Origin of the sequence: Paenibacillus jilunlii (genome assembly GCF_900102965.1) — a bacterium.
Taxonomy (GTDB): domain Bacteria; phylum Bacillota; class Bacilli; order Paenibacillales; family Paenibacillaceae; genus Paenibacillus_AQ; species Paenibacillus_AQ jilunlii.
The window spans coordinates 415,421-440,317 of record NZ_FNGM01000001.1 but is presented as its reverse complement, the minus strand read 5'-3'; the positions used below and the strand labels follow the sequence as shown (position 1 = coordinate 440,317).

Here is a 24,897-nt window from a genome sequence, read left to right as displayed (position 1 = left end):
AATTGATACTGAAGGAGTGACGTTATTATGCGCGACCGTAAAGGCGGCTTCGGTAATTCTCCTGGCTGCGACCAGGCAGCCTGCCCTGTAGAATTCACCCTTGATGTAATCGGCGGCAAATGGAAAGGGGTGCTGCTCTACCACATGATGGAGGAAAAGAAACGGTTCAGCGAATTCCGCCGGATCTGTCCGGGGATCACCCAGCGCATGCTGACCCTGCAGCTCCGGGAGCTGGAAGAGGATGGCGTTGTTCACCGCGAAGTCTATCAGCAGGTTCCGCCGAAGGTCGAATACTCCCTGACCGAGTTCGGCCGGACCCTCATCCCCATCATCCGGCTGATGAAGGATTGGGGCGAAGAATACCAAAACAAACAGCTTTCCAAAGAAAGCTGTCCTGTAGAGAGTCTGTGAAGGTGCAGCCCAAGCTGCACCTTTTTTTAAAATATAAAAATGGATATGATGTCCCGCAAAGCAACAGGGCAGCCTCAAGCGAAAACCTCACTGTGTGGGGTTAAATGGTTATTCCTTCTCAAAAAATTCCTCGGACTTCTGCCGGTGCTCCTCCGTAACCTGGCCGGCAATCGCCCTTACCCCTGCGGCAATAATTGCCGCGTCATCGGTGAGGCCCAGGCCGATCAGCGCATCCGGAATCGCGTCAATGGGGGAAATGAAATAAGCCAATGCCCCGAAGGCAATGCCTTTGGCCCACAAAGGGGTTTTGGCATCTATGGCACAGTAATACATCGCCACTGCATCTTTGGTAAACGGGATCTTCCCGGCAAATTTCCGGGTTTTGCTCCAAAAGCTCTTTTTTACCAGCTGCTCGTTCTTCTCGCTGTATTTAAATTTCTCCACTGCCATTTCCGCCGGCAGCTTATCTCCGTCCTTCTCCATCTGCGTTCCTCCTCTAATGCTCAGATTGTCTTGCGCTCATCGGTAGAGTGCCTATATTATAACATATAACCGGGACCGCTCCGGGTAAACAGACCCTACAGAACTGCATTCATCCGAACAACAAAGGAGCGTAATATGACTGTAAAAAAAGTAACCTGGCTGGAGCTCTTCTATGATCTGCTGTATGTTGCCGCCGTGTCCAAAGCCAGCCATGTGCTGCTGCATGTTGAGGACGAAACCCTTTCGCTTGAAACACTGGGCAAATTCGTGCTGATTTTCATCCCGATCTGGTGGGCTTGGGTGGGCCAGACGCTGTTTGTCAACCGCTATGGGCAGGATATTGTCTCTCACCGGATATTTCTGATTATTCAATTGTTCTTTGTGCTGATTATGACGGCAAGCCTGTCTGTGGATTTCGATCAGACCTATTATTCGTTTCTGATAGGCTACCTCGGGCTGCGGGCGATGACTGCGGTACAGTATCATTACGTACGGCCCAGGGAAAACGGGCATCTCAAAGCCACCGCTCATTATCTGGGCAGCCGCTTTTGGATCGGACTGGCGATATCCGCCTGTTCCCTGTTCTTTGATTCCTGGGTCCGTTATGCCGTGCTGTACGCCGGAATTGCCGTGGACATTATCCTGCCGCTGGCGGGCAGAAAAATCCTGGTCAAAACGCCCGCCAATACTCACCATCTGCTGGAGCGTTTCTCCCTGTTTGCCCTGATTCTCCTGGGGGAGTCCGTTGTGAGCATCCTTGCTGTGCTGCAGTCGAGCACCTGGACCCTGCAGTCTGTAGGCTTCGCGGGCCTGACCTTCGTACTGATCATAGCCATGTGGTGGCAGTATTACGATAACTTGGAGAAAAAGGTGGATAAAAATATTTATACAGCCGGGCAGACGATCATTTACGGTCATCTGTTCATCTTCCTGTCGCTGTGTATGCTGGCTGCCTCAATCCAACTGCTGTTCTTGAACAAGCTTCATTATGAGCTGATGCTGAATTTGCTGTTTGGCTCGGTGCTGCTCTACTTTGCCTCCACGACACTGGTCTTCCACGTCTACCGGCATAAGCAGCACCGGCTGGGAATCGTTCATCTGGCGGTGCTTGCAGCAGTTCTGGTATGCTTTTATATTCTCGACATGGCAGTCCATGTGCCGAATGTGCTGATCATGGGAGAAATGGCGCTGTTCTTTGCCGTGTATGCCCGGATCACAAGCTAACATTGATGATCCGCTATAACCAGGTACCACATCATTAAAAAAAGAGAAGGGGCGCCCGCAGCGGCATTTGGCTGTGGCGCCCCTTTGCTTTCTCAGGAATCAACCTTCTTCGTCTAGCCTTCCGCCTAACCCAGATGCTTTTGTAAAAACAACACCTTCTGGCGGTTATGATACTCACTAACCTCATGCCCGGAGAACGGATAGTCCAGAATTTGCTTCTCCGACTCTATGCGGTTATATGCGGCATACACGCTTTCCGGCATGCAGACGGTATCCTTCCAGCCGACAGAAATCAGAACCGGGGCCGTAATGCGCGGGGCCAGATTCACGATATCGAAGTAAGCAAGCGTATCCAGCACCCGCTCCAGATGCTCCGGATAACGCCGCACATAAGCGCCGATTTCGGTCAGGGAGCTGGTTGAATTCAGCACGCCGAAATCCAGACGGCACAGATTGGGGATATCTGCGGCTACAGCGGCGATCCGGCTGCTTAAGGCACCTGCCAGCAGAGCAATGCCCCCGCCCTGGCTGCCGCCGGTAATCGCGATGCGCGAAGGATCCACGCCCGGAAGCTGCGCAGCCGTGTCCACGGCACGGACGGTATCCATGGCCACTGCCATATAATAAGAGCGTTCCTTCTCCAGCAGTCCCTGCGTAATCCAGCCCTTGGCCACACCGCTCTCCATGGGCAGCAGATTTCCGGTCTCTCCCAGTTGTCCCCGCACATCCACGGCCAGGACGGAATAGCCGAGCAGTATCCAGGAAGCATAGCGCTCCGGATATCCCCTGTCACCAGAATAGCCGGGAAACGTAATGATGCAGGGAAGCTGTTCCCCGCCATTCCCCGCCTGTGCAGGCTGAATATGCCAGGCATTAACCCTTGTTTCATCAAAGCTCTGGAAGCTGACTTTGTCTACCCGCATTCCCGGATATGGCGTCACTTCGGGCACAGAAATAATCTCCAGCGGTTTGCGGGCATACTCAGCAAGAATGCCATCCCAAAATTCGTTGACCTTCCCCTGTTCCAGTGTCGGTTCAGGACGGCAGTTCTCGAGTTCCTGCTTGCGGAGCTCTATCGTATTCATTGCATGCTCTCCTATTCTGTCAGCGCTTTATGATTGCAAGTAGCTGTAAGCGCTATTAATATAAAGTTAATAATAATACAAATCCCTATTTTCCAAAAGGAGATGTTTACCATCCGTTATGGAACATTGGCCCACACCGCAGGCTGTTTGCCCCTTAAAGAGCTGACTGCCGCGCTCCAAGGCTATGGAATCGATTTCGTCCAGCTGGCTTTGTCCAAAGCAATACAGGATATCGATACCTCTACCGGGAAACTTAGTCCGGGCCTTGCCAATTATATCGCCGAACAGTTTGACCGCGCGGGAATCCGCATCGGCGTGCTCGGCTGCTACATTAACCCGATTCATCCCGATCCGGCCATGCGCCGGGGGGAGATCGAGCGGTTCAAGGAGCATTTGCGGTATGCCCGGCTGTTCGGCGCACCGATGGTCGCTACGGAGACCGGAGCCTTAACCACTTTTGCCGGATTTGAGCCTTACCGCTATGAGGAGCTGGGCTGGGAAACCCTGCGGGCTACGGTCGAGGAGCTGGCCGAGGAAGCGGAGAAATGGGGAGTGTTCCTCGGGCTGGAAGGCGTAAGCACCCATACGTTGTCCACTCCGGCCAAAGTGCGCCGGATGCTCGACGAGGTTCCCTCCAGCGCAATTGGCGTAGTCTTTGATCCCTGCAACTTGATCGGAGACCATGTCCAGAACCAGGATGAGATTGTGGACGATGCCTTCAGCCTGTTCGGGGACCGGATCATTCTGGCCCACCTGAAGGATATTTATGCCGAGGGAATCCGCTTCCGCCATGGCGAGGCAGGCCGGGGATTGTTCCACACCGCAGAGTTCCTGAATAAGCTTCAGGCCCACAAGCCGATGATCGATGTCTCGCTGGAGGATATTCAAGGCCCGGCAATCCGTGAAACGGTGGCGCTGCTGGAACGCCTGAGAGACCCTCAGTCGTAATGCTTCCAGTTCAGCAGATGCACAACCCTCCTTTTTGGGGAACCGAAAAAATTTAAAGGCTGCAGTCCCGGCACTTCTCGGCATTCGCTGAATAAAATAGTATACATAACCAGTTTGCTATTTTCAGCTATATTGTAGAAGGGAAGAGATCATCCATGAGGTTTACATTTCCCATTCTCACCTTATGCCATGGCGGGGCTCAGCGCATGCTGGTAGAACTCACCAACGGGCTTACCGCCCGGGGCCATGATGTTGTGATCCTCATGCCACTAGGGGGCGACATTTCCTATGCGGTCCATTCTCATATACTAACGACGGACCACACTGTGCTGCGAGAATCTGATTTCCCCGTCAGTGATATTATTGTGTCCAATTTCTATACGACTGTCCCCGTGTCCGAGGCGGCAAGCCAACAGGGAAAAGGCATGCATATCCGTCTGTCTCTGTGCTATGAGCCGCTCTTCCTGCCGGAGAACGAAGTATCCTTCCCTTCCTATCATATCACTGACAAGCTGCTGGTTTTATCACAATGGCAGCAGGAACTAATAGCTTTGAGCCATGGGATTACCGGGAGCATTGTGCCGGTAGGCATCAGTACGGTGTTCCGCAACCAGCATATCCGCCACATGCTGCAGGAGCCATTGAATATCACGGCGATTCTGCGCAAGGAAGAGAACGGCTTTGCCTCGCACCGTGAACAGGCCTACTTGGTGAAACAGCTCGATATCGTCAAGCATAACATGCCGCAGGTGAACATCAACTTCATAAGTCCGCCGGATGAGTTCTATTCCTCGGAATCCTTGCAGAAGATGCATGCCGGGGGCAAATACCGGTTCTTCACTCCGCAGAATGATGAAGAGCTCTGCTATCACTATAACGGGGCGGATATTTTTGTCAGCGCCAGTGCTTTCGATGCCGGTTCCCTGCCGGGACTAGAAGCCATGCGCTGCGGGGCAGCGCTGGTGTCTGTATATTCCGGGGGAAATCTCCAGTATGCCCGCCACGAGGAGAATTGCCTGCTCTCCTACCGGTATGAGAACCGGCTGGCCCAGGATGTGGTGCGCCTGATTGTTGACTCTGCGCTTAGAGTCCGGCTCGCTGAACAAGGTGAAACCGATTCTTTGGCCTGGACCTGGGATAATAGTGTGAACAGTATGGAGCAGGCTGTAGTGCGGTTTATGCAGAATATCCCCCCTAATGAATCTACCTGGACTCCCTTATCGCGCCGAATGGCCGGATATAGAATAAGTAAAGGCCATTAGCCTGAAGACATTATATTAAGCAGCTGCTTCCGGAATCGCGGATTTCGCAGCTGCTTGTTCGCATGACCCGTGACGTTTATACATAGGCAATGCCCTCATGAATGGTTTACACTAAGATTAAGTACAATATAGTTTCGGAGGTGTGGCCATGCATCAGAACGATAATCATCCGTCAGCTGCAGAGCTTGAATATAAGTATGTGGTGAGCGGAGACTCCATTTCTAAGGGTGTGGTCTATGACGAGGCCAGAAGCAAATATGTAATTCTAGAGGATAATTACGTCTCCCTGCTGCAAGGCAAGCTGAAGGGGGCGCTGCGCAACACGGCCAGATTCGGCAATACGCTGCTTAAGGGCTTCGGCAATCTCAAACGGGATGTGCTGAAGGAGAAGCCGGATATGGTGCTAATCGAATACGGGGGGAATGACTGCGATTTCCACTGGGAGGAGATTGTGAATAACCCTGAAGCTGAACATAATCCCAAAACTGATTTTCCGGCATTCGAAAGCATGCTCCGGGATATGATTGACTTCCTGAGAACCCAAGGGATCATGCCGATTCTGATGAGCCTGCCGCCGCTGAATGCGGACAGCTATTTCAAATGGGTGAGCGGAAACAATCCGGCCTCGGAAGCGAACATCATGAAATTTCTCGGCAGTGTCACCAAAATCTACTGGTGGCAGGAACGGTACAATTCCACCATTATCAGGGTCGCCGAGAGCACCAAGACGAAGATTATTGATGTCCGGAGCGCTTTTCTTCAGCAGCCGGATTATACAGAGTTCATCTGCCGTGACGGGATTCATCCCAACCGGGCAGGACACCGCATTATCTATGACAAGGTGCTGGAGTTCCTCTCCAGCAGCGAACCCCATTTGCTGCTCGACGGCAAGGGACAGGCTCTGCATAGCCGCTGATCCTTTGCGGCCGGCAGCCTGTTCTCTTATATAATGGAACAGGATTTAATGGAACAGGCAGAACCCGCGGCACATTTCAACGTGCGCGGGTTCTTTTAAACCAGCCGGATACTTCTATTGAGGACAGGAGATCCGTTATTGAGGCCGATCAGGGGATTTTCAGCAGCTTATCTGATACATCGAGGTTATGTCTTGGTCGATTGGGACATCCAAGGATGAGAAGCCTCGCTCACCTCTTTTACCTCTCTTACCTCTCTTGCTCTGCAACAGGCTCCAGCCCGACATATTTGTCACCGAGCAGGGTTTTGAAATAATTCCGGTTATACAGCATGCTGGGATGTGCCGGGTGATAACGCAATGCCGTTTCGTTGAACAGGTTCGCCTTCTCATGCTGTCCAAGACGGTCGTAGCATAAGGCCAGCTGCAGATTCGGCAGCCAGGTGCTATAGCTCTCATTACGCATGCCCATAGAATCATTCTGCGGGGGCAGCATCACAGCGAGCTCATACCAGTAGACGGCCTGAAGCAGCTGATTCTTCTCCAAGTGCCACGCACCCAGCCGGCAGCAGAATTCCGCCCGCGGCTTATCGATCTTCAGTGTCCGGCAAAGTGCCTGGAAGGCTTCTTCCTTATTCCCCAGCCGTTCCTGGCATTCAGCCAGCCGCAGGCAGGCCTGGTAATTATCCTCGATCCAGCCCTGTTCCCCTTCCAGAAAAAGGGTATAATACCGGCAGGCCTCCTCATGCAGCCCGTGGTCCCGCAGCTCATTCGCGTAATAATACTGGTCCCGCGGGGAGAAGACTTCACCGGCTGCGGCCCGTTTCTGGTAAATCCGCAGATTGCGGTCCGTGTAGGCCTTGTCTTTTTCATGTGTAATGCTGACATCACTGCTGTAGGATGGGCCGTATACCTCCAGATATTCGTGCACCGGCCCTATCCATTTGAAATTGCAGCTGCGGCGGACCAGCCGGTTGCGGCGAAGTGAGGTAACCACATTGCCAGCAGCGTCAAAAGCAAGATGATACGGCATATTCACGCTGTCTACATGCCCCGGAAGACTGCTCTTGAGTCCTTTGAAAAGCTCCTGATCCTTAGGCTTCAAGTAGTCATCGGCATCCAGCCACAGGATATAATCCTTGGTAGCCTTGCTGAAGGCAAAGTTCCGGGCCGCCGAGAAATCCTCAATCCACGTAAAATCATAAATCACCGCTCCAAAGGACGCGGCAATTTCTTTGGTCCGGTCCGTTGACCCCGTATCGACAATAATGATCTCATCCGCGAGGGTTGCTGCGGTAGACAGGCAGCGGGGCAGACTGTTCTCTTCGTTGCGGACGATCATGCATAAGCTGATTTCGATCATGGCAGCCTCCTAAACGTTGTACTTCTATATGGATATGCAGTTTTCTCCAATGGGAACCCGCCTCCTACCCACCGCCTTTTCCTCCTCTTCCCATTCCACCCCCTAATATTTTTTACCAAAAAAAGAAACTCTCCCAGCAAAGCAGAGGTCAATACAGTAGACGAGTTCCCGCCTGATTGCGGACACCGGGAATGTTTTTTGTTATAATATCGTAGAGTTTAAAAGATTCCACCTGAATCAAGCTTCATCTATTCATATACCAGAAGGGGACGTTCGCTTTGTCAAAAATTATTAAAGCTCTAACCATTGCCGGAAGTGACTCCAGCGGAGGTGCAGGTATTCAGGCCGACCTCAAAACCTTTGAGGAGTATGGCACTTACGGCTTCAGCGCTTTGACCACTATTGTTACGATGGACCCGGATAACGGCTGGCATCACAATGTCTATCCGATTGATGCGGCCATCGTTGCGGAGCAGCTGAAAACTGTGTTCGCAGGGGGCCCTGTCGATGCTATGAAGACCGGTATGCTGGGCAGTGTGGATATCGTTAAGGTAGCAGAAAAAGCGATCAAGGAGAGCCTGCAGACCAACGTAGTCATTGATCCGGTTATGGTCTGCAAAGGGGAAGATGAAGTCCTGAACCCGGAGAGCGCAAATGCGATCCGTGATCTGCTGCTGCCTCTCGCCACAGTGGCCACACCTAATCTGTTCGAAGCCGGTGTGTTGTCCGGGCTGGGCAAGCTGACGTCCATTGACGAAATGAAAGAAGCTGCACGCCTGATCCATGCCCTCGGCACCCAAAATGTGGTTGTCAAGGGCGGCAAAGCGCTGGGCGGCGATCTGGCCATAGATGTGTTCTTCGACGGTTCTGAATATGATGTGCTGGAAACCGCCAAAATCGAACCGGCCTACAACCACGGAGCGGGCTGCACCTTTGCCGCTGCCATCACAGGCGGTCTGGCCAACGGCTTGTCTGTGCATGATGCCGTCGTAAAAGCCAAGGACTTCGTCTCCGCTGCCATCCGCAGCGGCTATGCGTTTAACCAATATGTCGGCCCTGTATTTCACGGCGGCTACCGGCTGGAGCGTTAATACCGGGACAAGGCATGGCAAGCTGTACACCTGCTGCAGTTAATCCTTCAGCGCACAGCAGCCCATGCCTGAACACAAATAATGGCGGAACGGAAAGGCTTGTGCCCTTCTGTTCCGCCATTCTTGTTATCCATCTATTGAGGATGCAATTACTTGCTGCAGGAATACTCCTGCAACAAAGTCTCCTACTGCGCTGCGCCCTCCTCGGCGATGTGCTTCACGAATTGCATGATTTTCTCCTTTGGTTCATCCCCGCCCAAGACTCCAATTTCAATAGACTTGGTGTTATGGTTAATCGGCAGGGAGGACACAAACTTCGAGTCCGTGATGTCAACAGCGTACAGCTGTTCCTCAGTGCTTTCTCCCACCTTTCCCCACTTCAGGCGGGGATCGTCTTTGGAGATCTTGCCATCCGCCAGAATGGGCTCCAGATTCTGAAACCCATCCTGTTTGCCGATCCATTCAAGCGTAGCTTCATCGAGGATCAGGATATCCGGCGTGTTCGCCGCCAGCTCGACTACGGCTTTTTGCAAATAATTCATATCCAGTGTATCTGCGCCCTCGCCGGTCTTCGGAAGATAGATCATGCTGCTGTCCACCCGCTTCCATTCCGGGTACTGCCCGATGATCGCCTGGTTCAGCGCATCCATTTTGCCGTCCTCGTCCTTCACACCGAAATTGCCTATGAACATAATCTTCGCGTCAACCGGCGGCAAGGAGGCCAGGTACTTTTTATGCTGCCAGTTGTTATAGAGCGCGTTACCGGCAAAAATAAGCACGATTACAGCGATAATGGAAATGATGACATGTGTTTTATAGAGCCGCATAAAGCGCTCCCATTTACGCGCTCCGCCCGCAAGACTGCCGTATTTGGCCAGCCGCTGATCTTCAGCCTCCTGAATTTCCTGCTGGTCTCTGAAATCCAGAATAAACTTGATCGCCTGAAAATCCGCTTCATAGGCGGCGATTTCCGCTTCGGTGTTCAATGAGCGCCGCCGTCTTAGCAGCAGATCGAACCTTTTGTTAAGTTCCTCTCTGGTTACGGTTTCAGGCAACCCTAACCTTTCATAGGCTTGCGTCAGTTTCTCGTTCACAATTAAGTCTCCTTTGGGTTGATGCCGGTCCTGCATTGCGCCGCTGCCGGTACAGTCTGGAATCGTTGTGTATTCATTTCTGCCATCTGCATTTCTATTTTATCAGACATGGACCTACATTCTCCAGTCGACGGAAGAAAACACAAAAACCCTTCCCGTACGCTGCTCCGGAGAACAGATACAGGAAGGGACCTGTGTATCAAGCTATAGAATGCTCCACAATTTATGAAGTATAAGACCGTCCCAGACCCAGTTCAGTCAGCAGCTGGCGGTAAGCGATGGACGTGCGGTCAGCCGGGATATGCGCTTCGGCCTGCAGATCGAGCGGCAGATCCTCCGGAGTCTGCGCCTCCACCATTTCCGCGTCTTCTGCAAAGACCTGCAGGTTGAACTTAATCGTATCCTCGACCGGCGCACTCTTGTCGAAGTTCCTGGAGATCGGACAGAACAAGCGCGTATAACGTGCGGATACCGGGGAAGCACAGTTCAGAATGTTGAGTCTGCCTTCGTCGGGAAAATAGACGGTAAGGGAAGCCGCAAATGGCGGAAATACGCGGAATTCGCGCAGCCACATGAAACCCTCCGGCGCCGGGTTCTCCTGGCCTTTTCCATAGTTGCTTACCGTACTCCAGTATTCAGCGACCAGCTCATTGCCCTCGCGTCTGACCTTGTACTGGGGAACCTCCGTGTTGTTCCGGTCACCAAAGGTGGCTGTATGCACATAAGCGAAATGGGAGACGTCAAGGAACCCCTCCATCTGGCGGCCGGACGAACCGGCAATATCGAAGCCCGGCGGCAAAATATTGATATAGTCAGGGTCTTCCCAGCCCGGGAACTCCGGAATCTGCTCCGCCGCAGAACCCAGGCAGGTCCAGATCAGGCCGTAGCGCTCGACCGCCGGGTATACGATCAGCTTCAGCTTGGGTGAGATTTTGGAGCTGGGATGGGCCGGTACAGCGGTACATTTGCCTTCACAGTTGTAACGGAAACCATGATACGGGCAGACAATCTCGCCGTTCTCGACCCAGCCCTTGCTGAGCGGCGCCCCCCGGTGGAAGCAAAGATCACGGGCGACCACCACCTTGCCTTCACTGCGGTAGCACACCAGCTTCATATCCAGCAGCATCACTGCCAGCGGTTTGTCCTGTACATCGTCCGCAATTGCCACCGGATACCAGTATTCGGCCAGTACCCGCCAGTCCTCAGGGGAGAACGTGCAATCACGGGGAAGCTCGATTTCTTGCACCGGTTTCTTCTTTTCCTCTATCATGACCGTTTCACCTCTCCACTCACACTAAACTTCATAAGGATAAATTATTGTATGTTAGAATATATAACTTATTGTGTATATTTTAATCTTGTTTCGTTAAAAAAATCAATTACAGAAGGTCTTCTTTTGTATTTTTGACTAAAAATACTATTCCAATGTTATGCATCATGACATAAAAGACAAAAACAGCCTTCTACGAATCAGAAGGCTGTTTTGATGCTCGGGTAGCAGCCCCCGCAGGGAGGCATGGGGTTTGCTTAACTTCTCATAGTAGAAATCAACCTAACCTCTACCACTGGTCATGATGCAAACTACCGTCCACTACCTTACAGCCCTGTAAGCTTCCTTTAAGAAACTTTAAAGGTGGACGTAAGCTAAATCTATGGGTGCTGAACTTCTTGTGGACTATGCTGGATATAGTGTTCATTTAACTTAATACCGAAGGAGTTCAGAAGCATGAAGCGTAAAGAAAAAACAATATTTTCCCGGGTGACTGCCTTCGGCATGATAATTGCCACGAGTCTGACAGTTTTATGGGGCTTCTCCCCCCACATGAATGCTGAGCCGGGTAAGGCGTCCACTGCCGGAAGCACAGAGGAATTCAAGCAATTGCTGGACCGCAAAGTCCCTCAGTGGCAGGAGACTTACGGGGTACCCGGTGTGGCAGTAGGTGTGATACATAACGGGAAAGTCGCCTACACCCTGAATTATGGTGTTGCCGATACCAAGAGTCACCAGCCTGTGAGCAAGGATACACTATTCCAGGCAGGATCGGTCTCCAAGAGCCTGACTGCATGGGGAATTCTTCATCTTGTTGACCAAGGTAAGCTCTCCCTGGATGATCCCGCTGCAAAATATCTTACGCGGTGGAAACTGCCGGATTCCGGGTTCGATTCGAGCCAAGTTACGCTCCGGCGGTTGCTTAGCCATACCGCAGGCTTGCCTGCACACAAAGGCTACCTGGGAACCGCTCCGGGAAAAAAGCTTCCGACACTGGAGGAATCGTTATCCGGAGCCGGTTGGTCCAACGATCCTGTAAGAGTTGCTGCAGCTCCCGGCACTCAGGAGGTGTATTCAGGTGCAGGTTATACACTGCTGCAGCTGGTGATCGAGGAAGTGACCGGCCAGCCTTTTGAACAGTACATGGACGAGCAGGTGCTGAAGCCGCTAGGGATGAATTCCAGCACCTTCGCAGCAACTACCGGGAGTCCCTCCATGTCCACTGGATATGGATATTTCGGTCAGGCACTGCCGGATTATCAATTTACCGAAAAAGCCGCCGCCGGCCTCTCCACCACCTCCGCTGATCTGATGACATTGATTATAAACAGCATGAATGGGCGGAATGGACAGCTGCCGCTTAACCAAGTGGCTGCAAGACCGCTTATTCAGGAGATGCAGACACCGGTTCTGACTGACAACGGTTTAGGGATCTTCGTAAGAACCCTGCCGGGCGGTCAGGTGATGTTGTATCATCCGGGGGATAACCGCGGATTCCACAGCTTTTACGGGTTCGTCCCGGAGTCCGGTGATGGACTTGCAATTCTGACAAACAGCGAGAACGGAATTGACCTGCGGCAGGATATTTATAATGCCTGGGTCCGGTCACTTACCGGTTCCGTACCCGATGGCTCCGATGCACTTGCCGCCGGAAGGCAGACTAATGCATACATCACGCAAGGACTTGCTGCCGCGCTCGGCCTATATCTGGTTATCTTTGCCATCCGCTTGCACAAGCGGAGAAGATTGTTCATAACGAAGCATTCACAGCAGCCCTATATCCGGCTCGGGATACGCGTGGTTCTGCTTACAGCAACCGGTACTTTGTTGTTCTTGGCCTCTTATTCCTGGAGCATACTGGGCCTGCAGTCCGGCTTAAAAAACATCGCACTCGTGGTTTTTGCCTGGCATCTCATTTTGCTCGCCGCCGGCTTTTTCCCGAAGACCAGAATACGGAAGTGACAGCAACCTGCTAAGATTAGAGCGGCTGCGCCTTCCTTCCCTGAAAGGCGCAGCCGTTTGAAGCCGGGGCTGTCCGTGAATCTTAACAGCCGCCGCTTGAAGACCATAATTCCCTTGGCGGCCAGATATAGCATGTTTTAAAGTAATTGAGCTTTGACTTTGGCGTAGTTCACTTTTCGGGCTATAAGGTTGCTTCTCACGAAAAGCTACGAGGCGACTTGGCTTTTACCTCGACAGGACTTTCACCGGTTAGTTATACCTAGCCTGGCTAGGTGCGTAACAATAAAAAAGAACTTGATCAAAATGATCTGTCCTTTTTATGAACTCCTCTACTAACCCAAACTTTATAAGCCATAGGTTTAACACTAAAATCGCAATCACAATGAATATTAAAACGAAAACCATGAATTGTATTTGATCTTGTTAATTCAAACACTAAGGCATATGCTATTTTCTCGTCTGTGGTTATGTAACCATCATACAGATTTCCAATCGCATTGTATGCTTCACTATAGGCCCACTCATGCGCCTCCCTCATTGTTTCAAATTGCATAGTTTCCGTGTACCATTTTTTCACTTCGTCATTTTGTGTTATTTTAAACACGTCCTTCTTTAATAATATCTTCTTTCAGAAAGAAATAAGAGCAGAGATAAGTGATTACTCTGCTCGACTAATATTAAGGAATTCTACATTCAATATCTATCACTGAATTAACACTTGTTGGTCCATCAACATCAAATCTAAGATGAATAATGTCTCCAGAAGCTAAAGGGGATGAGGAACTACCATAATTATAATTGCTGATACTTCCATGAAAAAGATAGTTCCATGCGAAGGTATGTGGGGCGTAGATTGTTCCAGGTGGGATTATTCTAACGCTCAAGTCCGGCTTTGTTACTGAACCATAGATTGATGAAACGGTAATTGGACTTCCATATACTGTTGCACCCAATGATGTAAAGTTAATGCCCCAGGACAAAATTGGTGTAGGTGAAGTATTCGTTGATACTATTGCTGTCCCCCTATCTTCAACTGAGTTACAAGCTGGTTTTATTGGATCGCGCGCGTCAGCAACAGAAGGTAAAGTTAGAGTGGATAACAAAATTATAAGAGACAAAAAGACAGAACCAATCTTCTTCAAATATAATCATCTCCTCACTAATTGGGTTTATCCCAGGAATATGTATATCTTAGTTGAAATAACAGTTATTAACATCATACAATTTCCCTATCTTTTTTCAACTTTAAATTTTTATTTTGTCGAATTTAATCATAATAAGACGTATTAAATCACAAATATTGCAAATGACCCTTCTGCACTTCAACAACGGTATTTCTGCCGTTGTTTCAGTCCACATTCGTCCTTTAGACGAGTTAAAAAACCATAATGAAATGTTATCATAATTTCCTAATCAACGAAAAAACCTGCCCCCGGTGCATTCTCGCTTGGAGAATCCGCCAGGGGCAGGATTAATTCTTTCGGGCTGAGAGCCTATGTCAGCAACTTTTTTCAAATGCTCTTTATAACACCTTTTTTCAGGATGATGTTGCCGTACAGTGCTTCCTCCCCGGTCACCACAACAGCGTAAGCACTTTGGGCGCGGGTGTAGAAGGCATAACGTTCTGCATGAGTGATCACAGCTTCCTTGTCATGTCCCGAGATGATTTCCTTATAGGTGTCCCAGATTACGGGGACGGTAGGATCTCCCGGTACGACACTCATCAGGGCAGCCTGATGGTCCGCATAATGATCCAGCGGGAGCAGCTCCAGTATGGCGTCCAGCAGTTCCGGAATACCGATGCCGTCGCAGCGAATGACTCTGGAATGCAGCGCATGTCCGGGGAAGTTGGCGTCTGCGAGCACAAGTTCGTCGCCGTGGCCCATTTCCATCATAGTTTTCACCAGCTCGGGAGAGAGCAGCTTGGGGATTTTGTTCAGCATCTGCCGCTCTCTCCTTTACATTCCGTAGAAGGACCGCAGCGCCACCAGCTCTTCAATCTGGTTCGGCGGCAGCTCCCGCTCTCCATGGATCATGCGGGTCAAAAAGGTCAGCTTGGCGGTGTATTCCAGCCGTTCCATATTCATATAAGCGCCCATTACATCCTTGCCCCAGGTCAAAGCCCCATGACTTTCCAGCAATACGGCTGTTTTCTTGCCAAGGAACGGCATGATGGAGTCGGGAACCTCCTCTGTGGAAGGCGTGCCGTATTTAGCCAGCGGAATATCGCCCATGGCAATTACGGATTCCGGCATCATCATTTTGTCGAGCGCTTCCCCCTTAATGGCAAAAGCAGTGCCAAATGGCGGATGCGCATGAACCACCCCGTTCATCTCTGGAAGCTCGCGGTAAATCCGCAGATGCATTTTGACTTCTGTTGAAGGTCTGTAGCCTTCCTGGGCTTCCAGAATCTCTCCCTGAAGGTTGACCTTGACCAGCATATGCGGCTCCAGGTAGCCTTTGCTGACCCCGGTCGGGGTAGCCAGCACCTCAGTCTCGCTCAAACGGGCCGAGATGTTGCCGTCATTCGCGGCAATAAAATCTTTATTGAACAGATTTTTGCCGATATCACAAATTTGCAGACGCAGTTTCTTTTCCAGCTCATCCATGGTTTACTCTCCTCAATTCTCATTTATTCGGCCGATACACCGTCAGGTTCTCGGATGCGCCTACTACCTCAGCGGCACGGCTGAAATCCAGTTCCCCCAGCGCAGCCAGCTGTACCAGCAGATTCCCCAGCGCACTGGCTTCAACGGGACCGGCGATAATCTCTCTTCCGGCCGCATCCGCCGTCAGCTGGCAGAGGAGCTTGTTCTGTATGCCCCCACCGACCATATGAACCTTGCAGATCCGGGTGCCTGTAATTCCCTCCAGTTCCTTAAGCGCAGCCGCGTAGGACTTGGCGAGGCTATCCAGAATCGTGCGGATGATGGCTCCTTTGGTTTCCGGCACCTGTTGGCCGCTGCTCCGGCAGTATTCCGCGATCCGTCCCGGCATATCGCCGGGCGTGCTGAAGAGCGGATCATTAGGCTCAATAAAAGACTGTGCCGCTCCCTCCCTCCCGGCAAGCGCAGTCATCTCGCTGAAGCTGAGGTTTTCACCGGCTTCAGCCCAGACCCGCCGCGTCTCCTGCAGCAGCCACAGGCCGGTAATGTTCTTAAGCAGCCGGTTGCCGCTGCCGCAGCAGCCTTCATTCGTGAAGCCATATTCATAGCTTAACGGGGTAAGGACCGGCGCCTTCGTTTCCATCCCGACCAATGACCAGGTGCCGCAGCTGATAAACGCTGCGCCGTCCTTGTCCGCGTATGGAATGGAGGCTACGGCTGAAGCCGTATCATGAGAAGCGCCGGCAATCACGCGGATGGGCCCGCATCCGAGCTTGGCACAAAGCTCGGGCCGCAGCGTGCCGATAGCGGTTCCCGCCTCCACACGGGGCGGAATCAGCCTGAGCGGGATGCCGAGTCTGCCGAATACTTCGGAAGAAGGCTCTCCCGTAACAGCGTCCACCAGCCCGCTTGTACTCAGGATGGTCCGCTCCGCTGAAGACGCTCCAGACAGCAGGTACAGGAACAAATCCGGCATCATCAGGATGTGGTCAACATCCTCCTGAAGCAGCGGGTTCTCCTGCATATCCGCAAACAGTTGATAGACTGTATTGATCGGGTCCGGCTGATTGCCGGTCAGACGGAACTGCTCCTCCGGCGGCAGCAGCTCCTCCAGGCGGGCGCGGTATTTGCCTACCCGCTGATCGCGGTAATGATGCGGGGAATTCAGCAGCTTCCCCGCATGATCCACAAAGCCATAGTCTACTCCCCAGGTATCCACACTTAAACTAACAATTTCGTTGCCAGCCTGGACTGCCAGCAGGATTCCCTGCTTGATCTCCTCAAGCAGCTCCGGAACGTTCCAGTACAGATGACCGCCGGCCTCCACCGGGGTGTTGGCGAACCGGTGTAGCTCCTCTGTTACAATCCTGCTTCCATCAAAGGTGCCGAGAATCACTCTCCCCGAGCTTGCCCCGAGGTCAACGGCCAGCAGCTTCTTCAGCTTGCTCATCACATCCACCTGCCCGTTCCCGGAAATTAATACAGCGGTCCGAAATTCCGGCAGGCCCGGTAGTCGGCAGCTTCGAGGCTCTCCGTTCCGAACAGTGACCAGACGCGCGGTCTAAATATCCGCGGTTCCTCCACATTGTGCATACTGACCGGGATGCGCAGCATGGATGCCAGTGTGATCAGATCCGCACCGATATGCCCATAGCTGATCGCTCCGTGGTTGGCCCCCCAATTGTTCATCACATCATACACCGAGCCGAACGAACCGGAACCGGTCAGGATAGGCGCGAACCAAGTTGTCGGCCAGGTAGGATCGGTCCGTTCATCCAGCGTACGGTGTACCTCTTCAGGAAGCTCCACAGTATAGCCTTCCGCCAGCTGCAGGACAGGTCCCAGCCCCTTGACCAGATTAAGGCGCGCCATCGTTACCGGCATGCCGCCTTTGGTCAGATAATCGGTAGAGAAGCCGCCGCCGCGGAAATATTCCTGCGATGCCGCACGGAATTGTGTTGCCTTCAGCGTGGCATCCACCTCTTCATCGGTAATCTCCCAGAACGGCTTGATCACCGGTTTGCCGTCCCTGGTCTGTTCACCCGCGCCGTCGAGCGCGGCAGACCCTGAATTGATTAGATGGAGCAGGCCGCCGGCAGCCTCGCCCTGCAGCTCATACCCGGTAACACGCTTCACAGCTGCCGGACTCCAGTAAGTGCGGACATCGGCGAAAATCTGCGCCGTATTCGTCAGCAAATAATTGAACAGCATCGTTACACCGTTCAGGCTGTCATTCTCCGTAGCCAGAATATAAGGCGCGCGCTTGCCGTTCCAGTCGAAAGAGGAATTCAGGATCGTCTCCATGAAATCACCGTTCGGGAAGTGATCCGTCCATTGGCGCTGTCCCTGGAAACCGGCGGCGAGCGCGTTGTGGCCTTGAGCTTCTTCCTCAAAGCCAAGCCCGGCCAGCACCGGATTGCCAATCATCAGGTCGCGGCCGATGAGCGCCATCTTGACGCAGGTTTCCAATTGAACTGCCTTCTCTTCGCTGCTGACCTGCAGATGCGCCGGGTTATTGTCAGGTCCAATCTGACAGTTCTCCTTCGTCCATTTCAGCGCGCGGGCAAATTCCTCCTGATCGTAAATCCCTTCCTCGAAACGGCGGACGAATTCGGACATATCGATATATTCATTGCGCATGCCCAGATACTCCTGAAAGAACTGGTCATTCACAATCGAACCGGCGATGCCCATGGAAACCGAACCCATAGACAGGTAGGAGTTCCCCTTCATCAAGGCAACGGCAAGTGCCGATTTGGCGAACCGCAGCAGCTTGGTCTGAACATCGGCAGGGATTTCCTCGCTGCCCGAGTCCTGCACATCCTCCCCATAGATCCCAAAAGCCGGAATGCCCTTCTGGGCATACGCCGACAAGACCGCAGCAAGATAGACCGCACCGGGCCGTTCCGTACCATTGAAACCCCATACCGCGTGCGGGATAGTGGCATCCATATCCATCGTTTCCGAACCATAACACCAGCAGGGTGTCACAGTAATGGATACGCCAACATTGGCACCTGAGAATTTGGCCTGGGCAGCCGAAGCTTCCTTCACCCCGCCGATTGTCGAATCAGCAATCACACATTCTACAGGCGAACCATCAGGGTAACGCAGATTTTCCTGCAGAAAAGCAGCGACCCGCTCTGCCATGCCCATGGTCTGGACTTCCAGTGATTCGCGCACGCCGCGGCGTCTCCCGTCAATCGTCGGGCGGATGCCGATTTTGGGATAATGAGTTGTCATGCCTTATAACCTCCTCCGAATGATAAGAACAATATGAAGCGCTTGCATCTCCTCCTATCATAAAATCATAATCATGGAATGTCAACATAAAACCACATTTTATTGTGTATTTATGTGGTTTTTAAAACATAAATGTGGATTTTCCTGTGGATTCCCCTTTTATTTATCCCTCGGATTATAGTAAAATAGAGAAAAAAATTAACTAAGCAAGGAGGCCGTCTTCGTGAGAGCGTTTGAACGCCGTGAGCTCATTATCAATAAGCTGTACCGCAACAAAAAAGTCCATGTCGCTGACCTGGCCCAGGATTTCGATGTTTCCGAAGAAACGATCCGCAGAGATCTGGAGAAGCTGGACAAAGAAGGCATTGCGAAAAAAAGCTATGGCGGGGCCATCCTGAATGTCCACACCAACGAGGACCCTTCCTACTCCCACAGACATGCGGTGAATATCGACGCCAAGCGGGCCATTGCTGCCAATGTCCTGGATCTGATCAATGACGGCGACAGCCTGATGACAGATACCAGTTCAACCGCCTTTGAGGCGCTGAAGAAAATTACCGAAGCCAAAAAAAACCTGACGATCATTACCAATTCACTGGTCGTCCTGTCCGAGTTTCAGCATTCCGGGCACAAGCTGATTTCCACCGGCGGTGTGCTGGGAGCGGAGACCAACTCTTTTGTCGGGCCGAGCGCTTCCCATACCATTCAGCGGTATAACGTGGACGCGGCGCTGTTCAGCTGCAAAGCCCTCTCGATGACGGGGGGACTAAGCGATTCCAACGAAGCCGAAAGCGAGCTTAAGATTCTTATGCGGCAGCAGGCGAGCAAAGCCGTCCTGCTGGCCGACTATTCCAAGTTTGACCGGATCGCTTTTGTCAAGCTGTTTGGTTTTGACGAGATTGATTACATCGTTACGGACGGGAAACCCTCGGACGAGTGGATCTCTTTTCTCAACCAATATCAGGTATCGCTTCTTCACAATCCCGCAGAGTAATCAGACGCACAGCGTTGTAAGATGGACATGTTAAGGGCTTGTTTCGTATCCTTTGCTTTATTTTATTTCAGCACATGCCCTATAATTAAAGGAAACAAGTCCAAGAGGTGTGCAGATGAACGAAGACAGATACGACAAAATCGATGAGCTGATGGAAGCATTTCAGCAATTCTCCAAGATCAACTGGCAGAAAAACAATCCATCGATGCTAAAGCCCAGTGAAATACGTGTGCTGGTCACGATCCGGTTAGGGACCGAGAAATCCGGGAAGCCGGTGCTTACCATCTCCGACATCAGCAAAATGCACAAGGTCACCTCCCCCACCATCACCCAAATGGTGAACAGCCTGCTGGCACAGGGCTATGTGTTCCGCACCAGCGATGCCCAGGATAAGCGGGTCAGCGGGATTGCTCTGACGGACAAAGGCGTACGTTTGGCCGACGCTGCGGTTGCCAGAATCCGCGATACGTTCAAGGGGATGATCGACTATCTCGGCAAGGAGCGCAGCAGAGCGCTGATTGAGCTGTTGAACGGGGTCTATCACTATTTTGAAGAAATCAACGGGCAGCTGGAGGACTGAGAAATCTTATTTTCTGCACAAAAAAACAGCAAGCACAGGGCAAGCCCCATACTTACTGTTTCCGGATTACTGCTGGTCCGGCCGGTCCGGCAATTGCAGCAGATAGCTGTTCGACATGTTCAGCAGCCGCTCCGCAGCTTCGAACTGCGCTTCTGTAGAGCCGCCCTGGATGACCGAATTATCGCTTAGACTGTAGTTGCTTCCATCCGCGTAATCATTCCCCGTCAAATAAATGCTCGTATTATTCACGAAAGAACCTGTAGGCAGGAAATGTCTGAACGGAATCAGGTTCGATGCCGAGTTGAACAGATCCTCACCGAAATGCAGCTGATTCTGCAGCGGCACGCCCAGCAGATTGGATACTGTCGGCAGAATATCAATCTGTCCGCCCGTCCGGTCCACTACCGGGGGCAGGACGCCGCTTGGCGAGTGGACGATGAACGGAATATTGAACATATCCGTATACCCATACTCATGTCCGATCATCTCTTGCAGCAGAGCCTTCTCATCCTCACCCAGAGTGTACATCGGCACGCCTTGGTGATCTCCGTAAAACACAATCAGGCTGTCATCCCACAGTCCGCTGCTCTTCAGCTCCTCCAGAAACTGCCCCATCGCATAGTCGGCATAGTTCTGAGCCTGAATATAATCCCCCAGCAGCGTACCTTCAAAGCGCTCCGGCAGCTTCATCTTGAACTTCTCCCCGGGAATGCGGAACGGATGGTGGGCGCTCATGGAAATGACCATCGCATAGAACGGCTGATCCTTGGCATCAAGTGCGGCCAGCTCCGGTACCGTTTTGGCGAACAGTACCTCATCCGATGACCCGAATGCGATATGATCATCATCGCCATAGAAGCTCTGGTCATAATACTTGTCGAAGCCGATCGCCTGGTACAGGGCCTTGCGGTTCCAGAATTCCACACTGTTGGTATGAAAAGTAGCTGTAAAATAACCGTTCGCACGCAGCAGCTTCGGCAGGCTGGGCACGGATTTGTTCATATAGGGAGATGACGTTGCCGGTTCGTTCTTAGGCACATAAAAAGAGGAGTTCACCACGAACTCGGCATCCGAGGTCGTTCCCTGGCCCGCATTGGTGTAGAAATTGTTAAAGTACGTATTGCTGTGCGCCAGTTTGTTGATGTTCGGCGTAATCTCCTGCCCGTCAATGGTCAGTCCGATCAGGAAATTCTGGAACGATTCCATCTGCACGACAATCAGGTTTTTGCCCTTGTCGGCCCCGGCGTATTGCGGCAGCTGCGGGGGTTGAACCCCTTTAACCGTATCCACAGCCTGCTGGGTAATCTCCTTGCTGTCTATAAGCTCCTCCTTCTCCGTACTGTCCGCAAACAGCGTGTAGACTTCATAGTTCAGAATCCCCATGCTCTCCGCTTTTTTGATCTCGTTCATGCTCGCATGGTTAGGCCAGATATTGAAGAAGCACAGCGCGAGCGAAACGGCGGCCACGGTAAGCAGCACAGGGCGGCTGATCCGGTATGTGCCTCTCTCCTTCCATTTGGCAATGTATTTGGGACGGAACATAAAGAGCAGGAAGAAGACAATATCCACAAAAATAAACAGATAATACGGCGTAATCAGGGAATAGGTGCTCTCTCCGACCTTAGTGACCTTATCCGCTTGCTGCAGTGCATGATAGGTCGCAATTACGCCATAATATTTGTAATACATCAGGACAGAGAAATAAATAACCGTAATGAATAAGTTGGCAATCATGTAGTACAGAATCTTCCGTTTGGAGGACAGCCATTCAATCAGACTGAACACAATGATGAAAAAGGGAATTTCGGTAAAGGCCATACTCCAGTTCGGACCGTCGCTGAACACGACAAACCAGGCCACGGCGCTTTTGAGCAGCAGCACGAAGCTGAATAATAGAATCGGCCGGTTTAACATGCTATTCAATGATTTCTTCATGAAACAATTCATTTCCTTTCAAAAAAAATGATGGACTGTCCGTTCGTGTTATCAATACCCCTACTGCATTAAATCACAAAGTACATAGGTTATCAACCTATTTCCAGAAATAAAACACACTGCTAATTATATATGCGCATCAAAAAAACGGAAGCCCAAAAACATCACATGTATGTTCCGGACTGCCGTTTTTTTTTGCGGTTGGCGTAGGCATTTCATCGTTTCAAAAAGGATGCTCCTCCAGTGCTGCGGATCAGTGATACCAAGCCGTTGGGTTGGATCGGGAACTGCATCATCCGTCGCCCTCTGCCCCTTCGGCCCGCTGGTGTATGGCATGCTGGTCGATCAGAAAATTTAACAGCAGGCGGTTAAAATGCTGCGGCTGGCACAGATGGCTGGGATACATGGCATCATCCAGCACCACCAGCTGCGCCGATGGCAGCATGGAGGCGTTCTTGCTCGCCTGCGCCAGCCTCCACTCATTCTGGCTTCCCGTTACACACAGCACGGGAACCTGCAGCTTGGCCGCATAGGCAAGAATGTCAATCTGACGCAGGGCAATCCGTTGTTTGATCCCTTCGGTTGGCCGTTTATGCAGCAGTTCATGCCGGAGGATATGATAAGCGGGCAGCCATTTGTTATAGGCGATTCGCAGGGAGCGCAGAAGCAGTTCAGGCGGCAAATAATACGATATCCATGAGCATCTCTCGACCATCTCCCATATTCGATTATTTTTCGTGGAGTCATTTCCGCTCGAACAGTTGTCCACCAGCACCAGCGCACGCACCAGCTCCGGGTTCTGCACAGCGAATTTCTGGGCCAGCACACCCCCGCCGGAGCTTGCGACCAGAATCACACTCAGCAGCCCCAGACGGCGGAGCAGTTCCTTCAGATCCTCACATTGGGTATCCAGAATGCGGTGAACCTCGACATCCATTTTTCCGGACAACCCGTTCCCTCTCAGATCCAGAACAATCACCTGAACACGGTCACGAAAATACTCAATTTGCGGTTCAAACAGATGATGCGAGGTCAGATGATCATGGATAAAAACAACCGGGACTCCTGTACCATAGGTTTCGTAGTAGATAGAAGTTCCATTTAATTGAATTTGCGGCAACTCATTCGTCTCCTCTCCTACGCTTACGGGGTTAGCTGACGGATTCGGGCCTGAAGAGTAGCCCTACTCGAATGTTCGAGATTCACCCCTTGGCATGGCAGTTGCAAAACTGCACACACGGTGGTTCCCCCGCTTCTTTTACAGAATTCAGCGAAAAAGACATATTCTTTAGTTTACTATAACTTATGCTGGGTGTCAGTCTGCTTCGTCTCATTCTTTTCCAGCACCGGCTTCAGGTCATCCTGCACGCTGCCCTTCCATAAAGGCACACCCGAACGGTAAGCCGCCCGGCCATTCAGATGCCCTGCAACCGGAGAAGTGATGAAAACAAAGACTATCCCGAGCAGCAGCTTAATGCTTACTACTTCTATATAGAAGAAAAAAAATAGAAAGGCTCCTGTCAGCACACATAATACTCCCAATGTAGCGCTTTTGGTGGCGGCATGGGAACGTAAATAGACATCGGGGAGCCGGACGAGCCCAAACGCGCCAAGCCCGCACAACAATGCACCCAGCAATACCAGTACCGCAATAAGCAGCTCACCGATCAAGCTTATCACCTCCATGCTCGATAACCGCGTCTCTTTCAATGTATCTGGCTAATACCGCAGTTCCGATAAACGTCAGAATTCCGATCACAAGCACCATATCGATATAATCCTCTGTCCTCTGCTGCATGCTCAGCACCGCGATTACCGCCAGCAGATGGATGCCAAGCGTATCCAGCGCAGCAATCCGGTCGGAACGGGCCGGTCCTTGAATCAGCCTGTACAGGCAGGCTAACATGCCCAGTGCCAGAATCGTCAACGCCATATTTAGCAGCACCGGAATCATGGCCGGGTCACCTCCATTATCGCTTTTTCAAAGGTTCCTTCGATCTGGCGGGTGAGCTGGCCGGCATCTTCAATATCCATAGCGTGAATATAAAGAGTCTGGCCGCTGCCCGATACTTCTAATGTAAGTGTCCCTGGTGTAAGACAAATAAGGCAGGAGAGCAGGGTGACCTCAAAGTCGGATCGAAGAGCGGTTTCGTAAGCGAAGATGCCCGGACGGATAGCCAGTTTGGGACTTAGGATTTGCCGGATGACCGCAAAGCTGGACCAGACCAGCTCCCGCAGAAACAGCGCCAGCAGCTTCACTATGGACCACACCCGTTTCAAATAGAACGGTTCAGGCAGGAACCTGCGCAGCACCAGCAGAATTCCGCAGCCCAGCAAATAGCCGGTTACGAAGCCTGAGCCTGACCCGTCACCGCTCAGCATCATCCACAGAAACGCAGCCATCAGGTTTAATAAGATTTGAACAGCCATCTT

General features: G+C 51.7%; 24 protein-coding genes and 1 riboswitch. Of the genes, 9 read left to right on the top strand and 15 right to left on the bottom strand.

The features are described from left to right. Positions 1-27 precede the first annotated feature (27 nt). Positions 28-411, top strand: coding sequence for a winged helix-turn-helix transcriptional regulator (locus tag BLQ82_RS02010; protein WP_062520516.1), 384 nt, complete (start codon positions 28-30; stop codon positions 409-411). Between the two features lie 108 nt (positions 412-519). Here BLQ82_RS02010 and BLQ82_RS02005 read toward each other — a convergent pair whose 3' ends face one another. Further along, positions 520-894, bottom strand: a complete 375-nt coding sequence (locus BLQ82_RS02005; protein WP_062520512.1) for a YkvA family protein — start codon at positions 892-894, stop codon at positions 520-522. A gap of 135 nt (positions 895-1,029) precedes the next feature. On the opposite strand from BLQ82_RS02005, the gene BLQ82_RS02000 reads away from it, so the two are divergent. Further along, positions 1,030-2,118, top strand: coding sequence for a low temperature requirement protein A (locus tag BLQ82_RS02000; protein WP_062520510.1), 1,089 nt, complete (start codon positions 1,030-1,032; stop codon positions 2,116-2,118). A 125-nt stretch (positions 2,119-2,243) separates the two neighbouring features. Here the strand turns inward: BLQ82_RS02000 and BLQ82_RS01995 are convergent, their stop codons facing one another. After that, positions 2,244-3,203 (bottom strand): acetylxylan esterase, encoded by a 960-nt coding sequence (locus tag BLQ82_RS01995; protein WP_074647648.1) that lies wholly within the window; start codon positions 3,201-3,203, stop codon positions 2,244-2,246. A 102-nt stretch (positions 3,204-3,305) separates the two neighbouring features. On the opposite strand from BLQ82_RS01995, the gene BLQ82_RS01990 reads away from it, so the two are divergent. The 3 genes from BLQ82_RS01990 to BLQ82_RS01980 all read left to right on the top strand — a co-directional run bounded on the left by BLQ82_RS01990 (position 3,306) and on the right by BLQ82_RS01980 (position 6,329). Next, complete coding sequence (locus BLQ82_RS01990; RefSeq protein ID WP_074647644.1) at positions 3,306-4,151, top strand: sugar phosphate isomerase/epimerase family protein; 846 nt, start codon at positions 3,306-3,308, stop codon at positions 4,149-4,151. 155 nt (positions 4,152-4,306) lie between these two features. Next, on the top strand, positions 4,307-5,413 hold the full coding sequence (locus tag BLQ82_RS01985) for a glycosyltransferase family 4 protein (protein ID WP_074647640.1): 1,107 nt from the start codon (positions 4,307-4,309) through the stop codon (positions 5,411-5,413). Between the two features lie 148 nt (positions 5,414-5,561). Further along, the gene (locus BLQ82_RS01980; RefSeq protein WP_062520502.1) at positions 5,562-6,329 is read left to right on the top strand and encodes an SGNH/GDSL hydrolase family protein; all 768 of its coding nucleotides are present in this window, start codon (positions 5,562-5,564) and stop codon (positions 6,327-6,329) included. A 247-nt stretch (positions 6,330-6,576) separates the two neighbouring features. Here the strand turns inward: BLQ82_RS01980 and BLQ82_RS01975 are convergent, their stop codons facing one another. Continuing rightward, positions 6,577-7,689, bottom strand: a complete 1,113-nt coding sequence (locus tag BLQ82_RS01975; protein WP_062520500.1) for a glycosyltransferase — start codon at positions 7,687-7,689, stop codon at positions 6,577-6,579. Positions 7,690-7,967: 278 nt separating this feature from the next. Here BLQ82_RS01975 and thiD point away from each other — a divergent pair, with 278 nt between their 5' ends. Next, positions 7,968-8,780, top strand: a complete 813-nt coding sequence (thiD, locus tag BLQ82_RS01970; protein WP_062520498.1) for a bifunctional hydroxymethylpyrimidine kinase/phosphomethylpyrimidine kinase — start codon at positions 7,968-7,970, stop codon at positions 8,778-8,780. A gap of 185 nt (positions 8,781-8,965) precedes the next feature. On the opposite strand, the gene BLQ82_RS01965 is transcribed toward thiD, so the two are convergent. Both BLQ82_RS01965 and BLQ82_RS01960 read right to left on the bottom strand, forming a co-directional pair. After that, entirely contained in the window at positions 8,966-9,874 is a 909-nt protein-coding gene (locus tag BLQ82_RS01965) for a hypothetical protein (protein ID WP_062520496.1), read from the bottom strand. A gap of 223 nt (positions 9,875-10,097) precedes the next feature. Continuing rightward, complete coding sequence (locus BLQ82_RS01960) at positions 10,098-11,144, bottom strand: aromatic ring-hydroxylating oxygenase subunit alpha (protein WP_062520494.1); 1,047 nt, start codon at positions 11,142-11,144, stop codon at positions 10,098-10,100. A 456-nt stretch (positions 11,145-11,600) separates the two neighbouring features. On the opposite strand from BLQ82_RS01960, the gene BLQ82_RS01955 reads away from it, so the two are divergent. Further along, the gene (locus BLQ82_RS01955; protein WP_062520492.1) at positions 11,601-13,106 is read left to right on the top strand and encodes a serine hydrolase domain-containing protein; all 1,506 of its coding nucleotides are present in this window, start codon (positions 11,601-11,603) and stop codon (positions 13,104-13,106) included. A gap of 677 nt (positions 13,107-13,783) precedes the next feature. Here the strand turns inward: BLQ82_RS01955 and BLQ82_RS31220 are convergent. The 5 genes from BLQ82_RS31220 to BLQ82_RS01925 all read right to left on the bottom strand — a co-directional run bounded on the left by BLQ82_RS31220 (position 13,784) and on the right by BLQ82_RS01925 (position 18,955). After that, positions 13,784-14,248 (bottom strand): hypothetical protein, encoded by a 465-nt coding sequence (locus BLQ82_RS31220; RefSeq protein ID WP_143013322.1) that lies wholly within the window; start codon positions 14,246-14,248, stop codon positions 13,784-13,786. A gap of 369 nt (positions 14,249-14,617) precedes the next feature. Continuing rightward, on the bottom strand, positions 14,618-15,049 hold the full coding sequence (gene fucU / locus BLQ82_RS01940; RefSeq protein ID WP_062526857.1) for an L-fucose mutarotase: 432 nt from the start codon (positions 15,047-15,049) through the stop codon (positions 14,618-14,620). Between the two features lie 15 nt (positions 15,050-15,064). Then, positions 15,065-15,715, bottom strand: a complete 651-nt coding sequence (locus BLQ82_RS01935; RefSeq protein ID WP_062526855.1) for a class II aldolase/adducin family protein — start codon at positions 15,713-15,715, stop codon at positions 15,065-15,067. Positions 15,716-15,734: 19 nt separating this feature from the next. Then, the gene (locus BLQ82_RS01930; RefSeq protein WP_062526853.1) at positions 15,735-17,162 is read right to left on the bottom strand and encodes a rhamnulokinase; all 1,428 of its coding nucleotides are present in this window, start codon (positions 17,160-17,162) and stop codon (positions 15,735-15,737) included. Between the two features lie 26 nt (positions 17,163-17,188). After that, positions 17,189-18,955 carry an L-fucose isomerase gene (locus BLQ82_RS01925; RefSeq protein WP_062526851.1) on the bottom strand — a complete coding sequence of 589 codons (1,767 nt, stop codon included), beginning with the start codon at positions 18,953-18,955 and terminating at the stop codon, positions 17,189-17,191. Positions 18,956-19,178: 223 nt separating this feature from the next. On the opposite strand from BLQ82_RS01925, the gene BLQ82_RS01920 reads away from it, so the two are divergent. Next, positions 19,179-19,949 carry a DeoR/GlpR family DNA-binding transcription regulator gene (locus BLQ82_RS01920; RefSeq protein WP_062526846.1) on the top strand — a complete coding sequence of 257 codons (771 nt, stop codon included), beginning with the start codon at positions 19,179-19,181 and terminating at the stop codon, positions 19,947-19,949. Positions 19,950-20,064: 115 nt separating this feature from the next. Next, entirely contained in the window at positions 20,065-20,529 is a 465-nt protein-coding gene (locus BLQ82_RS01915) for a MarR family winged helix-turn-helix transcriptional regulator (protein ID WP_062526845.1), read from the top strand. A gap of 66 nt (positions 20,530-20,595) precedes the next feature. Here the strand turns inward: BLQ82_RS01915 and BLQ82_RS01910 are convergent, their stop codons facing one another. The 5 genes from BLQ82_RS01910 to BLQ82_RS01890 all read right to left on the bottom strand — a co-directional run bounded on the left by BLQ82_RS01910 (position 20,596) and on the right by BLQ82_RS01890 (position 24,894). Then, on the bottom strand, positions 20,596-22,464 hold the full coding sequence (locus BLQ82_RS01910; RefSeq protein WP_082722797.1) for an LTA synthase family protein: 1,869 nt from the start codon (positions 22,462-22,464) through the stop codon (positions 20,596-20,598). Positions 22,465-22,756: 292 nt separating this feature from the next. Beyond that, a complete protein-coding gene (locus tag BLQ82_RS01905; RefSeq protein WP_062526841.1) occupies positions 22,757-23,584 on the bottom strand; it encodes an alpha/beta fold hydrolase in 828 nt (275 codons plus the stop codon). Positions 23,585-23,589: 5 nt separating this feature from the next. Continuing rightward, a riboswitch (cyclic di-AMP (ydaO/yuaA leader) is annotated at positions 23,590-23,747 on the bottom strand. Positions 23,748-23,760: 13 nt separating this feature from the next. Further along, positions 23,761-24,150, bottom strand: a complete 390-nt coding sequence (gene mnhG / locus BLQ82_RS01900) for a monovalent cation/H(+) antiporter subunit G (protein ID WP_062526839.1) — start codon at positions 24,148-24,150, stop codon at positions 23,761-23,763. Continuing rightward, complete coding sequence (locus tag BLQ82_RS01895) at positions 24,125-24,418, bottom strand: Na(+)/H(+) antiporter subunit F1 (protein WP_062526837.1); 294 nt, start codon at positions 24,416-24,418, stop codon at positions 24,125-24,127. Before BLQ82_RS01895 ends, mnhG begins: the two co-directional genes overlap by 26 nt. Next, positions 24,415-24,894, bottom strand: coding sequence for a Na+/H+ antiporter subunit E (locus BLQ82_RS01890; protein WP_062526835.1), 480 nt, complete (start codon positions 24,892-24,894; stop codon positions 24,415-24,417). The genes BLQ82_RS01895 and BLQ82_RS01890 overlap by 4 nt, the downstream gene beginning before the upstream one ends. Positions 24,895-24,897: the final 3 nt, after the last annotated feature.